Origin of the sequence: Phytoactinopolyspora halophila, assembly GCF_003287285.1 — a bacterium.
Taxonomy (GTDB): domain Bacteria; phylum Actinomycetota; class Actinomycetes; order Jiangellales; family Jiangellaceae; genus Phytoactinopolyspora_A; species Phytoactinopolyspora_A halophila.
Window position 1 is genome coordinate 115,511 of sequence record NZ_QMIG01000003.1, and the last position, 12,720, is coordinate 128,230.

Genomic DNA, 12,720 nt, shown 5'->3' on the forward strand with positions numbered 1-12,720 from the left:
TCACCCCCTAGTGTTCATGATCATGGGGAGGGGTGGTGGTCCAGGACCTTGGCCGCCAGATGCTGCGGCATCGGGGCGTAGCGGGAGAACGTGCGGGTGAACGAGGCCGTGCCGTGGGTCATCGCCCGCAGGTCGACGGCGTAGCGCACCAGCTCGGTCTGCGGGACCTCGGCGCGTACCAGGCTGCGTCCCTGCCCGATCGCCTCGGTCCCGAGCACCTGCCCTCGCCGCGCCGACAGGTCGCTCATCACCGTGCCGACGTCGTCGTCGCCGGCCAAGATGGAGACCTCGTCGAAGGGTTCGAGCAGCGCCACGCCCGCCGCCTGCGCGGCCTCGCGCAGGGCCAGGGCTCCGGCCATCTGAAAGGCCATGTCGGACGAGTCGACGCTGTGCGCCTTGCCGTCCACCAGCGTGACCCGGATGTCCACCATCGGATAGCCAGCCGAGGTGGTTCCCTTCTCCATCTGGTTGCGGATGCCCTTCTCCACCGAGCCGATGAACTGGCGCGGGATGGCTCCGCCAACGATCTTGTCGACGAACTCGAACCCCGACCCCTGGGGTAGCGGCTCGACCTGGATCTCGCAGATGCCGTACTGGCCATGCCCGCCGGACTGCTTGACGTGCTTGCCGCGTCCACTTCCGGGACCGGAGAGCGTCTCGCGCAGGGGAACGCGCAACTCGATCGGATCGACGTGCACGCCGTAGCGATGGGCCAGCCGGTCGAGGAGTACGTCGGTGTGCGCCTCGCCCATGGTCCACAGCACCAGCTGGTGGGTTTCGGGATTGTTCTCCACCCGCAATGTCGGGTCTTCGGCGGCGACCCGGCTCAGCCCCTGCGACAGCTTGTCCTCGTCGGCCTTGGTGCGCGGGGTGATCGCCACGGGAAGCATGGGCTCGGGAATGTCCCAGGGCCGCATCAGCAGCGGATCGCCCGGATCGGACAGCGTGTCGCCCGTCTCGGCGCGGCTGAGCTTCCCGACCGTCACGATCTCGCCTGCCGGCGCCTTCGGGATCGGACGCTGCGTCTTGCCCAGCGGTGACGACAGCGAGCCGACCCGCTCGTCCTCGTCGTGTTCCTCGTGGCCGCGTTCGGCGAGGAAGTGCCCGGACACGTGCACCGACATGTCCGGGCGCAGCGTTCCGGAGAAGACCCGGACCATGCTCAACCGCCCGATGTAGGGATCCGTCGTGGATTTGACGACCTCGGCCAGGAGCGGGCCGTCGGGGTCGCAGCTCAGATCGGTGCGGGTCTTGCCGGCCACGGTGGTGACCTCCGGCAGCGGGTGCTCGGCGGGCGAGGGGAACGCGCCGCTCATCAACTCCAGCAGCTCGACCGTGCCAAGGGCGGTCGGCGCGCACACGGGCAGCACGGGGTGAAACGCCCCGCGGGCGACGGCTCGTTCGAGATCGCCGATGAGAACCTTGAGATCGATCTCCTCACCGGCGAGGTAGCGCTCCATGAGCGTCTCGTCCTCGGACTCCTCGATGATGCCTTCGATCAGCTCGCCGCGCGCCCGTTCCACCCGGGCGTGGCCGGCGTCGTCGAGCTGACCCTCGCTGCGGCGGCCGTCAGAGTAGGTGTAGAGCTGACGGCTGAGCATGCCCACCAGGCCGCTCGCGGTTCCGGTGTCGGGATCTGGCAGGTAGATGGGCAGTACGTTGTCGCCGAAGCTCTCCCGGCAGGCGGCGAGCGTGCCCGGGTAGTCGGCTCGCTGGTGGTCCAGCTTGGTCAGGACGACGGCCCGCGGCATGCCGACGGCGGCACACTCGGTCCACAGCAGCCGGGTGGTCCCGTCCAGGGGTGCCGCGGTGGACACCACGAACAGCGCACAATCCGCGGCGCGCAACCCGGCCCGCAGGTCGCCCACGAAATCGGCATAACCGGGCGTGTCGATCACGTTGATCTTCACGCCGTCGTACTCCAGCGGGGCCAGCGCGAGGTTCACCGATCGCTGCTGGCGCGTTTCGATCTCGTCGTAATCGCAGATGGTCGTGCCGTCCTCCACCCGGCCGGGCCGAGAAACAACACCGCTCGTGGCAAGCAGTGCCTCCACGAGCGTCGTCTTTCCTGCACCGGTATGCCCGACAAGCGCGACGTTGCGGACCTCGCGCGCGCCGGGCGATCGCGCTTCGTCGCTGGTGACACCTGCCGCGCTGCCTGAGTTCTTCGAGTTGCGACCCGCCATGGCGCCTGCCCCTCACTCGTGGTGTGATTGCCACTCTGCTGCGCCAGCCCCTGATGCGCAAGAGGGGGAGTGACATCGATGCGCCCCCGGATACGATGTCTGCGCTAGCCTCATCCGGACCCGTACCAGACGAAATGCGCTGATGCTCGACAAATACACGCGCGTATACACGACGCGCATCCTGACGCCAGCAGCGCGCGCCCTGCTGAAGCTGAGGATCGGTCCCGACGCCGTGACCATCGCGGGCACGCTCGGCGTTACCGCGGGCGCGTTCGCCTTCTACCCGCGGGGGGAGTTCCTCTGGGGCACGCTGGTGATCACCGCGTTCATCTTCGCCGACAACATCGACGGGATCATGGCGCGGCTCGCCGACCGGCGCAGCCAGTGGGGAGCGTTCCTCGACTCGGTACTCGACCGTGTCGGAGATGCCGCGATCTTCGGTGCCCTGGCGCTCTGGTTCGCGGGCGAGGGAGCCAACATCCGGATGACGGCCCTGCTGATCGCGTGTCTCGCCTTCGGGGCTATCGTGTCCTACGCGCGAGCACGCGCTGAGAGCCTGGGATACACGGCGTCTGGGGGAATCGCCGAACGCGCAGATCGTCTCGTCGCGCTGCTGGTCACAACAGGTCTCGTGGGCTTGCTGGGCCTACCCGTCGTTGTCTTGGAGGTCGTACTCTGGCTGCTCATGGGGGCAAGCGCGTGGACCGTGGTCCAGCGAGTGCGCTACGTTCGACGTCAGGCGGTGCAGGCATGAAGAGGCTCGCCGACCGAGCGCGGCTGCTGATATATAGCGCTGGGTGGTCAGCAGTGCACGCCATGCCCGAGCGCATGGCCTATGCCTTGTTCCGTTCGCTCGCTGATCTGGCCTGGTTGCGACGCAGCCGGCCGACGCGTCGGCTGGAGCGCAACCTCGCCCGGGTGGTTCCCGATGCCACCGCGGATGAGCTGCGCGCCCTCAGCCGTGCGGGGCTGCGATCGTACATGCGGTACTGGTGTGATGCCTTCCGCATCGACGGCTGGACTCAGCAGCGGCTCAGCGAGCGGGTCCGTACCCGGCGGCTGGACCGGATCACGGAGCCGCTGCAGGAGGGACGCGGGGTGATCGTCGCGCTACCGCACATGGCCAACTGGGATCATGCCGGCGCCTGGGCCTGCATGAACCTCGGCCAGGTCGCCAGCGTCGCCGAGCGGCTCAAGCCCGAGGAGCTGTTCGAGCGGTTCCTCGCGTACCGCGAGCGGCTCGGGATGAAGATCTGGCCGGTGGGCGGCCAGGACGTGAACGTCATGACCGAACTCGCCGCACACGTGCAGCGCGGTGGTCTGGTCTGCCTGCCGGCCGAGCGGGACCTGTCCCGGCGCGGTATCACGGTGACGTTCTTCGGCGAGCAGACGCGGATGCCGGCGGGTCCGGCCATGCTCGCCCTGCGCACCGGGGCGACGCTGGTTCCGATGACGCTGTCGTATGAGGGCCGCGAACCCGACCACGGCATCGTCTTGACCTTTCACGACCCGATCGAGATTCCGGCGGAGCGTACGAGTTCGCCCGGTCGTATCGCCACCATGACCCAGCAGGTTGCCTCCGCCTTCGAAGTGGGTATCAGCCAGCATCCGGAGGACTGGCACATGACACAACGACTCTTCCTGTCCGATCTCGACACCAGCGGGCGCCGCGGGCGCCCATCCGACGAGCTCGTCGCGCCGTGAACATCGGTATCGTCTGTCCGTACTCGTGGGGTGTGCCGGGTGGCGTCCAGTTCCACGTCCGCGACTTCAGCGAGGAGCTGATGGCGCGCGGGCACACCGTGTCGGTGCTCGCACCCGGCGGCGAGGAGGACGAAGCACCCTCATACGTGGTCAAGGCCGGGCGGCCGGTTCCGGTGCCGTACAACGGATCGGTGGCCCGGATCCTGTTCGGCCCGCGTGCGGCGGCACGGGTACGCCGCTGGCTCTCCGAGGGCAAGTTCGACGTCGTGCACATTCACGAGCCGACCACCCTGAGTCTGGGCCTGCTCGCCACCTGGTGGACGGATGCTCCCGTGGTCGCGACGTTCCACCAGGCGACCAGCCGCTCGCGGGCGATGAGTGCCGCGCACGGGATACTGCAGTCCGCGTTCGAAAAGGTCAGCGCCCGGATCGCGGTCTCGGAGGAAGCCCGGCGCACCCTCGTCGAGCATCTCGGCGGAGACGCCGTGCTCATCCCCAACGGCATCTACGTCGACCGGTTCGACGTGCCGCCCCGACCAGAGTGGCAGGGGGAGGACAGCACGCTGTGCTTCCTGGGCCGGGTCGACGAGCCGCGCAAGGGCCTGCCTGTCCTGCTCGAAGCGTGGCCGGAGATCCACACGCGGGTGCCGGGCGCGCGCCTGCTCGTCGCCGGCCCCGGCGATGTCGACGAGGCACGCCGCGCCATCCCGGCCGAGCACCGCGACGCGGTGACCTTCCTCGGCAGTGTCAGCGACGACGACAAGGCGGCCATGCTGGCCAGCAGCGACCTTTACGTCGCCCCGCACATCGGTGGGGAGTCCTTCGGCATCGTCCTCGTGGAGGCGATGGCGGCTGGCACGCCCGTCCTGGCCAGCGGCCTGACCGCGTTCCGGGCGGTGCTCGACGACGGCCGGCTGGGCGCGCTCGTGCCGGTGGGCGACGCGTCGGCCCTGGCCGAGGAGGCGTATGGGTTGCTGTCGGATTCCGAGCGGCGGGAACGATACCGCCAGGCGGCCTCGGTGGCCGTGCGACGATACGACTGGTCGGTACTCACCGACGAGGTACTCGCCGTGTACGAGATGGTCATGGCAGTGGGCTCGCCGGCCTCCAGCGGACGCCGGTTCCGCATGCCCGGTCGTGAGGGACGGCACTCGTGACGTGGGTCTATCTGGGCATCATCGCGTTCGTATTGCTGCTCCTGGGTGTCTACTTGTCGTGGACAGCAGGGCGGCTGGACCGCCTGCACGCGCGGGTAGACGCGTCGCAGGCCGTACTTGAGGCCGAGCTCCTGCGCCGCTCGGCCTCGGCACTGGAGCTCGCCACCGCCGGGTTGCTCGACCCGGCGACCTCGGTGGTGATGGCCGACGCCGCCTCCCGCGCCCGGGTGGTCGGGGCCGAGCACCGCTACCAGGCCGAAAGCGACCTGACCGCCGTCCTGTGCGCGGGCCTGGATGCGCCCGAGGATCTGGCCGCGCTGCGTGACGAGGTGCAGGATCTGGATGCGGCGCTCGACGAGCTCGGCATGGCTTGCCGGCGCGTCGCGCATGCCCGTCGCTTTCACAACGAGATGGTGCGTGGTGTCCAGCGGTTGCGCCGCAAGGCGCTAGTCCGGTGGCTGCGCCTGGCCGGACACGCGCCGTTGCCGGAGACCGTCGAGTTCGACGACACCGTGCCACGCGGTCTGAGTGGCTGAGCACGGCTGGCATGCGCCATGCAGCATGGCCCGGACGGCCCGGACGGCCCGGACTGCTACGTGTCGTTGCCCCGATGGCGCAGGTAACGCTCGAACTCGCGGGCGATGTGCTCGCCGGATGCCTCGGGAAGCTCGATCGTGTCCGAGGCCTCTTCCAGCCGCTGCACGTATTCGGCGATGTCCGAGTCCTCCCGGGTGAGCTCCTCCACGCCGTGCTGCCAGGCCTCGGCCTGATCGGGCAGGTCACCGAGCGGGATGGACATCTCCAGCAGGTCTTCGAGGCGGCGTAGCAGCACCACCGTGGCCTTGGGGCAGGGCGATTGCCCGACGTAGTGCGGCACGGCCGCCCAGAGCGAGACGGCGTCGAAACCGGCCTTGACGGCCGCATCCTGGAAGACGCCGACGATGCCGGTGGGGCCCTCGTAACGGGACTGCTCCACGTTGAGCACCCGGTTCGACGCGGCTGGCTCGCTGGACGACGCGGTCACCGGAACCGGGCGCGTATGGGGGACGTCGGCCAATAACGCTCCGAAGGTCACGATCTGGTCGATACCCAGCTCGGCCGCCACCCCCAGCAGCTCCGAGCAAAACCCGCGCCAGCGCAGGTTCGGCTCGATCCCGCGCAAGAGCACGACGTCCCGGCCGAGATCGTTCTCCTGGGTCAGTGACATGCGGGTGGTGGGCCAGCGCAGGAACCGGTTACCTTCCGTGTCGAATCCCACTTGCGGACGGTTGACCTGGAAGTCGTAGTACTCTTCCGGGTCGAGGGAAGCCAGCGGGGCAGCGTGCCACGTCTGCTCCAAGTGCTCGACAGCGGCAGTCGCCGACTCACCGGCATCGTTCCAGCCCTCGAACGCCGCGATCAGCACCGGCTCGCGCAGCTGCGGAACGCTTTCGAGTTCAATCACGCTGGTCCTTCCCTGCCTCGGGTATTGCTCTTTGCACCCAGCCTAAGGTGTGCAGCGTCCACACTACGGGTCAGCGGCCGGTGATGGCGTGCATGCGACTATGGATCGCGTGACATCGCCATACCCCGCCGCCGTCCTGTGGGACATGGACGGCACGATCGTCGATACCGAGCCACTGTGGATCGCCGCCGAGAAAGCGCTGGTCGAAAGGCATGGTGGTGCGTGGACCGATGCCGACAGCTTGGCGCTCGTCGGCAGTGACCTGCTCGTGGCCGGTGATTACATCCGCCGGCGCGGCGACCTGCCGATGAGCAGCGCCCAGGTGGCCGAGTACCTGCTGGGCGAGGTGCTCGACGGAGTGAAGGCGGGCGTCGAGTGGCGCCCGGGCGCTCGCGAGCTGCTCACCGAGCTCGGAGCCGCGGGCATACCGTGTGCGCTGGTCACCATGTCGTACCAGGTGCTGGCCGAAGCCGTCGTCGCGCAGCTGCCGCCGGGCACCTTCGAGGCCGTCGTCACCGGCGACATGGTCGCCAACGGAAAGCCACACCCCGAGCCCTACCGGACCGCCGCGGAGACGCTCGGTATCGAACCGGAACGGCATGGCACGTGTGTCGTCATCGAGGATTCACCCACGGGAGCCGTTGCCGGTCTCGCTGCCGGTATGCCCGTGCTGGCCGTGCCGAACACCGTGGAGGTGCCGGACCAGCAGGGCATGGTGGTGATCGACTCGCTCGCCGGGCTGCGCGCGGCAGACCTGTGGGCGACCGTCACCGGCGGTCCGGGGCACGGGGCGAATTCCGCTCGGTAGCGCCGTCACCAGCACGCCGTCGCGTGCGGCCCCGGACTGCGACGCCGCTCCGTACGTCGCCTCACATTTTCAGACCGACGGTCTAGCTAACGTCGACGATGACCGCTAGGATCCCCCTACACAGCCCACTTTGAGGGAACCACTGGTACGGCAACGATCCGGGCGGATTTCGGAGGGACACGTTGGCCAGGCCTTCGGTCAAGCCTCGACAGGTGCGCGACCTGCTGGTCAAGCAGTTCGTCGCCACGCTGCAACCGGCCGACGTCCTCCCGTCCGAGCGGAACCTCGCCGAACTGTTCGGGGTCTCCCGCGTGACCGTGCGCGCCGCCCTGAAGCTCCTGGAAGACGAGGGTGTGCTGCGGTCCGCGCCGGGCGTCGGCACCTTCGTCGCCGCGCCCCACGTGTCCACCGCACCCGTGCTCAGGTCGTTCTCCGAAGAGATCCGCGAGCGCGGATGGACACCCGGCTCGAAACTCATGGAGAGCCACGTCGACAGCGCCGATTTCGTCGTCGCGCACGACCTCTCGATCGAACCCGGATCGCGGTTCTACGAGATCACCAGGCTCCGCCTCGCCGACGACGTCCCGCTGTCCATCGAGCGCGTCCGGCTTCCCGAGCGGTACTTTCCCGGCCTGCTCGAGCATGACCTCGAAGGATCCCTGTACAGCCTGCTGGCCCGCGAGTACGGCGTGCGTATCTCCCGGCACGAGCGCCGGATCAACGCGATGAACATCGACGCGCAGACCGCGGAGCTGTTCGGCGTGCCGGACCGCGCGGCCGGGCTGTACGTCGTGCAGAGCGGGTACGACCAGCACGGCCGCAAGGTCGAGCACGGCCGCTCGCTCTACCGCGGCGACCGCTACGACTTCAGCACCGTCGCCTACGCCCCACCCGAGAGTCCTGCCGCCCACACCCCTCCGGAGACCTCATGAGCGAGCCCGGCCACGAGCCCGCCGTCCTCGGCACGCGGGGCACCGCCTGGGCTCCGGAGACCCGCCTGTACTCGGACGGCGTCGTGGTGGGCAAGGACGGCGAGCCGCTGGTGGTGCCGCCGCATTCGGGGCTGGCCCGCGTTCCCGGCACGGGATATCTCGATCCGGTCGCCGGCAGCCTGCCCGGTGCCCACGAGCCAGCTCCGGAGGAGGTGGACGCCTGGACCGCGCGGCTGGAGGGCGCCGCGATTCCCGGTGTCGACGGGCCGTACTCGGACATGGCGCGCACCGCGCTGGCCGACATCGAGGTGCTGACCTTTCCCAACGGCGCGGCCGTCGCCGCGGGCAGCCCGTACTGGCGCTTCGTCTGGCCGCGCGACACCGGCTTCATGGCGGTCGCTCTCAGCCTGACCGGCCGGACGCGGGAAGCCCGGCGGCTGCTGGACTACGTGGCCCGGATGCAGGAGGACGACGGCGGCTGGCAGGCACGCTACCTGCCCGACGGCTCCGGTGACGTGCCGGACGGGCGTGGCCGGCAGCTCGACGGCATCGGCTGGACCCTGTGGGCCACCTGGTTCTGGCAGCGCACCACCGGGGACGAGCTGGGGGATCTGGGGGAGATGGCCGAGGCCGCCACCCGGGCGGCGCTAGACGCGCTCGACCCGGCAACCCACCTGCCCACGGCGTCGCAAGACTACTGGGAGATGGACGTCGACGAGGTCACGCTCGGCACGGCGGCGCCGCTGCTCCTGGGGCTGCGCTGTGCACACGACCTGCTGCTCGACGCCGGCGCCAGTCCAGATGCCGGGGATGCCGCCGACACGGCGGGTCGTCATCGGACCGCGCGAGCCGACCTGGCCGCGCGGGCGGCACGGGCCGCGTCCGGGCTCGACACCGCCATCCACACCGGGTTCGGAGCACACGGCTACCGCCGCCGGTTCAGCGGCTCCGGCGGGTATGACGCCTCGGTCGCGTTCCTGCTCCCGCCGTTCGCCCCGCTCACGCGACGAGATCCGGGCGGCGTCGCCGACGCCTGGCGGCGAGCGGTCGAGGCCACGACGGTCGCCAACGGAGGTGTCCGGCCGGGGGAGGAGTGGACGGATCTGATGACGGCGTGGACGCCGCAGGTCTCGCTGCACGCGCTCGCGGCGGCCGGGCTTGGCGACACGGCCCTGGCGCATCGGCTGCTGAGCTGGCTCGATGTCCGGCGCACCGGGCTGGGCTCGCTGCCCGAGAAGGTCACCGAGGCAGGACGGCCGGCCGCGGTCGCCCCGCTCGGCTTGACCGGGGCGACCGTGCTGATCGCACTGGCCGTGCTGGAGGGCACCACGCTGCCCGTGCCCGGGCACGGGCGAGACGGTACCGAGGGAGGTGTGAGGTATGACCCGTGGTGAATCCGCCGGGGTCCGGTATCGGGGCGTCTCCAAGTGGTACGGCGATGTCCATGCCGTCAAGGAGATCGACCTCGACGTGGCCGACGGCGAATTCCTCGTCCTCGTCGGGCCGTCCGGGTGCGGCAAGTCGACGCTGCTGCGGATGACCGCCGGGCTCGAAGACATCAGCGGCGGCACGCTGGAGCTCGGTGGCCAGGTGGTCAACGACGTCGACGCCGCCCAGCGCGACGTCGCCATGGTCTTTCAAAGCTATGCGCTCTACCCGCATCGCACGGTCCGCGGCAACCTGGCGTACGCGTTGCGGTTGCGGCGCATGCCCAAGCAGGAGATCGCCGCGCGGGTCGATGCGGTCGCCGAGATGCTGGACATCCAGGAGCTCCTCGATCGCCGGCCCGGCCAGCTGTCCGGTGGGCAGGCGCAGCGGGTCGCGCTGGGTCGGGCGATCATCCGCCAGCCCACGGTCTTCCTCATGGACGAGCCGCTGTCCAACCTGGACGCGAAGCTGCGGGTGCAGATGCGGGCCGAGCTCATCAGGTTGCATCGCGAGGTGCAGACCACCACCGTGTTCGTCACGCACGATCAGGTCGAGGCCATGACGATGGGCCACCGGATCGCGGTACTCGACCACGGCGTCCTGCAACAGGTCGGTCCACCGCGCGACGTCTACGAGCGCCCGGCCAACCTGTTCGTCGCCGGATTCCTCGGCGCACCCCCGATGAACCTCGTCGAGGCCGAGCTGATCTCGGACGGCGGTGTATCGCACGTACGTGCGGACGGCGTGTGGGCGCCGGTACCGCCGGCCGTGGAGGCGGGGCTCGACCAGGTTCATCGGGGGCGCACCGAGCGGACCGTGGCTCTCGGGGTGCGACCCGAGCAGCTGGAGGTGGTCGCGAGCGACACGGCTGGCCAGCAGCCCGATGACGCGGCAACCGGAGACGTGATCATCCAGGGTACGGTCGACGTCGTCGAGCTGCTGGGCGGCGAGTCCTACCTGCACATCATCACCGGGACGCAACGGTTCACCGCGAAGGTCCCGTCGTCCATGAGCTTCGACCCGGGCGCGCGCATCACATTGCGCGCGAACTCCGATGCGGCCCATTACTTTGACCTGGAGTCCGGGATCCGGCTGGACTCCGCCCTCGACCGTCCGGCGCTCGGAGCGGTATGAAGGCGCGGCTGGCCTCCATGCGGTGGGGCAGGCGCCGCACGCTCGTGGCAATCGGGCTGCTCGCCATCCCGCTCGCCGGCGTGCTCGTCTTCCGCATCATGCCGGCCATCGCATCGTTCGCGCTGTCGTTCACCGAGTGGAACCTGATCGCACCACCCGAGTTCGTGGGCCTGTCCAACTTCGAGGAACTGGTCGGTGATCCCACGTTCTGGCAGGCGCTGTGGAACACGATCTACTACGTCGGAGGTGCGGTGCCGGGCATCGTCGGCGTGTCCCTGGCACTGGCGCTGATCCTCAACCGGGGCATCCGGGGCATCAAGATCTTCCGGACGGTCTACTTCCTGCCGGTGGTCTCGTCCATGGTGGCCGTCGGCATCATGTGGCGCTGGATGTTCAACGCCCAGTATGGGCTGGTCAACGCCGGTCTCGGGTTCCTGGGCATCGAGCCGATCAACTGGCTGGGATCGCAGACGTGGGCGATGCCGGCGCTCATCGTCGTGACGGTGTGGCGGGAGATCGGCTTCTACATGATCATCTTTCTGGCGGCCTTGCAGGGCGTGCCGCGTCACCTCGTCGAGGCGGCCCGTCTCGACGGTGCCGGGCCGTGGCAGCGCTTCTGGGGCGTGACCTTTCCGATGATCTCGCCCGTGACCTTCTTCGTCAGCATCATGGCGATGATCAACACGTTCCAGGCCTTCGAATACATGTACGTGATGACCGAGGGCGGGCCGCGCGACAGCACCCTCACGCTCGTCTACTACCTGTACTTGCAGGGCTTCGAGTACTTCCGGACCGGCTACGCGTCGGCCATCGCCCTCGTCCTGTTCACGATCATCCTGGTGATCACCATCGTCCAGTGGAAGATCGGAGAGCGCCGTGTCGTCTACTGAGACCTCCACCGGCGACACGCCGGCCCACGAACCCTCTCCGCACGCCCCGCAGGGCGCTGGCTCCCAGCGGCATCTCGTGCAGCCCTTGCGCGTTGCCGCCGACGGCGTGCACCACGCCAGCGGTGCCGAACGCGTCGCGGGGATGGAACCACCGCCACAGGCGCGGGTCTCGCACATGCAGCGGCATCTCGGATGGATGGGCAAACCGCTGTACTACGCCACACTGATCTTCGGTGCGGCGATGATGGTCGTCCCGTTCCTCTGGATGTTCTCCACGTCGCTGAAGGTGGAAAGCGACGTCTTCCAGTTCCCACCCGAGTGGCTCCCCGATCCGGCCCGGCCGGAGAACTACCCGGACGCGTTGACCATCGCGCCATTCGCCCGGTACCTGGCCAACTCGGCCTTCGTCACGATCACCGACACGGTGTTCTCGCTGACCGTCTGCGCGATGGCCGGATATGCCTTCGCCCGGTTTCACTTCCGGTTCCGCAACACCATCTTCATCGCCGTGCTCGCCACGATGATGGTGCCCGTTCATGTGGAGCTCATCCCGCAGTTCATCCTCATGCGCGGGCTGGGATGGATCGACACGTTCCAGGCGCTGATCGTGCCGTCGATCTTCTGGCCGTTCGGGATCTTCCTGCTGCGGCAGTTCTTCATGACGGTGCCCAAAGAGCTGGAAGACGCGGCACGCATGGACGGCGCCGGGCATCTGCGCATCCTGTTCGGGCTGATGGTTCCGCTCTCGCTGCCAGCCATGGCGGCGCTGGGCATCTTCAAGTTCATGTTCACCTGGAACTCCCTGATCGCGCCGCTGATCTTTCTCACCTCACGCGAGAAATTCACCGTCACCCTCGGGCTGGCCACCTTCCAGGGCCAATACGAGACGCAATGGGCCTTGCTGATGGCAGCGACGGTCGTCGCCCTCGTTCCCATCATCACCGTCTTCCTCATCGGTCAGCGCTACTTCATCCAGGGTGTGGCGCTGTCCGGGTTGAAACGTTAACCACCCGACAGATCGCCCCGACACCTTTTTG

The 12,720-nt window shown here is 68.8% G+C and carries 12 protein-coding genes; 10 read left to right on the top strand and 2 right to left on the bottom strand.

The annotated features are described in order from the left end of the window. Nucleotides 1-20: 20 nt before the first annotated feature. On the bottom strand, nucleotides 21-2,186 hold the full coding sequence (locus DPM12_RS05315) for an elongation factor G-like protein EF-G2 (protein WP_112257256.1): 2,166 nt from the start codon (nucleotides 2,184-2,186) through the stop codon (nucleotides 21-23). 142 nt (nucleotides 2,187-2,328) lie between these two features. Here DPM12_RS05315 and pgsA point away from each other — a divergent pair, with 142 nt between their 5' ends. From pgsA to DPM12_RS05335, 4 genes are read left to right on the top strand one after another with little or no spacing between them, the layout of a single operon-like run. Further along, the gene (gene pgsA, locus DPM12_RS05320; RefSeq protein WP_112257257.1) at nucleotides 2,329-2,940 is read left to right on the top strand and encodes a phosphatidylinositol phosphate synthase; all 612 of its coding nucleotides are present in this window, start codon (nucleotides 2,329-2,331) and stop codon (nucleotides 2,938-2,940) included. Further along, on the top strand, nucleotides 2,937-3,890 hold the full coding sequence (locus DPM12_RS05325) for a phosphatidylinositol mannoside acyltransferase (protein WP_112257258.1): 954 nt from the start codon (nucleotides 2,937-2,939) through the stop codon (nucleotides 3,888-3,890). Before pgsA ends, DPM12_RS05325 begins: the two co-directional genes overlap by 4 nt. Continuing rightward, nucleotides 3,887-5,047, top strand: a complete 1,161-nt coding sequence (locus DPM12_RS05330; protein ID WP_112257259.1) for a glycosyltransferase family 4 protein — start codon at nucleotides 3,887-3,889, stop codon at nucleotides 5,045-5,047. Before DPM12_RS05325 ends, DPM12_RS05330 begins: the two co-directional genes overlap by 4 nt. Then, nucleotides 5,044-5,583, top strand: a complete 540-nt coding sequence (locus tag DPM12_RS05335; RefSeq protein WP_211658479.1) for a hypothetical protein — start codon at nucleotides 5,044-5,046, stop codon at nucleotides 5,581-5,583. Before DPM12_RS05330 ends, DPM12_RS05335 begins: the two co-directional genes overlap by 4 nt. Nucleotides 5,584-5,639: 56 nt before the next feature. On the opposite strand, the gene DPM12_RS05340 is transcribed toward DPM12_RS05335, so the two are convergent. Beyond that, nucleotides 5,640-6,491, bottom strand: a complete 852-nt coding sequence (locus tag DPM12_RS05340; RefSeq protein ID WP_112257260.1) for a PAC2 family protein — start codon at nucleotides 6,489-6,491, stop codon at nucleotides 5,640-5,642. Nucleotides 6,492-6,591: 100 nt separating this feature from the next. On the opposite strand from DPM12_RS05340, the gene DPM12_RS05345 reads away from it, so the two are divergent. The 6 genes from DPM12_RS05345 (at nucleotide 6,592) to DPM12_RS05370 (ending at nucleotide 12,689) form a co-directional block, all read left to right on the top strand. Then, nucleotides 6,592-7,299: an HAD family hydrolase gene (locus tag DPM12_RS05345; protein ID WP_112257261.1), complete on the top strand. Its 708-nt coding sequence runs from the start codon at nucleotides 6,592-6,594 to the stop codon at nucleotides 7,297-7,299. Nucleotides 7,300-7,511: 212 nt separating this feature from the next. Then, complete coding sequence (locus DPM12_RS05350; protein ID WP_158542760.1) at nucleotides 7,512-8,231, top strand: GntR family transcriptional regulator; 720 nt, start codon at nucleotides 7,512-7,514, stop codon at nucleotides 8,229-8,231. After that, nucleotides 8,228-9,625 carry a glycoside hydrolase family 15 protein gene (locus tag DPM12_RS05355; protein WP_112257263.1) on the top strand — a complete coding sequence of 466 codons (1,398 nt, stop codon included), beginning with the start codon at nucleotides 8,228-8,230 and terminating at the stop codon, nucleotides 9,623-9,625. Before DPM12_RS05350 ends, DPM12_RS05355 begins: the two co-directional genes overlap by 4 nt. Beyond that, entirely contained in the window at nucleotides 9,612-10,793 is a 1,182-nt protein-coding gene (locus DPM12_RS05360; RefSeq protein WP_112257264.1) for an ABC transporter ATP-binding protein, read from the top strand. The genes DPM12_RS05355 and DPM12_RS05360 overlap by 14 nt, the downstream gene beginning before the upstream one ends. Beyond that, on the top strand, nucleotides 10,790-11,683 hold the full coding sequence (locus tag DPM12_RS05365) for a carbohydrate ABC transporter permease (RefSeq protein WP_211658482.1): 894 nt from the start codon (nucleotides 10,790-10,792) through the stop codon (nucleotides 11,681-11,683). Before DPM12_RS05360 ends, DPM12_RS05365 begins: the two co-directional genes overlap by 4 nt. Further along, nucleotides 11,670-12,689, top strand: a complete 1,020-nt coding sequence (locus DPM12_RS05370) for a carbohydrate ABC transporter permease (protein ID WP_211658483.1) — start codon at nucleotides 11,670-11,672, stop codon at nucleotides 12,687-12,689. The genes DPM12_RS05365 and DPM12_RS05370 overlap by 14 nt, the downstream gene beginning before the upstream one ends. Nucleotides 12,690-12,720 lie beyond the last annotated feature (31 nt).

Bases quoted from the DNA above. Each gene is read 5' to 3' on its own strand.
- DPM12_RS05315 (WP_112257256.1), bottom strand. From the start codon at position 2,186: ATGGCGGGTCGCAACTCGAAGAACTCAGGCAGCGCGGCAGGTGTCACC.
- pgsA (WP_112257257.1), top strand. From the start codon at position 2,329: ATGCTCGACAAATACACGCGCGTATACACGACGCGCATCCTGACGCCA.
- DPM12_RS05325 (WP_112257258.1), top strand. From the start codon at position 2,937: ATGAAGAGGCTCGCCGACCGAGCGCGGCTGCTGATATATAGCGCTGGG.
- DPM12_RS05345 (WP_112257261.1), top strand. From the start codon at position 6,592: ATGGATCGCGTGACATCGCCATACCCCGCCGCCGTCCTGTGGGACATG.
- DPM12_RS05355 (WP_112257263.1), top strand. From the start codon at position 8,228: ATGAGCGAGCCCGGCCACGAGCCCGCCGTCCTCGGCACGCGGGGCACC.
- DPM12_RS05360 (WP_112257264.1), top strand. From the start codon at position 9,612: ATGACCCGTGGTGAATCCGCCGGGGTCCGGTATCGGGGCGTCTCCAAG.
- DPM12_RS05365 (WP_211658482.1), top strand. From the start codon at position 10,790: ATGAAGGCGCGGCTGGCCTCCATGCGGTGGGGCAGGCGCCGCACGCTC.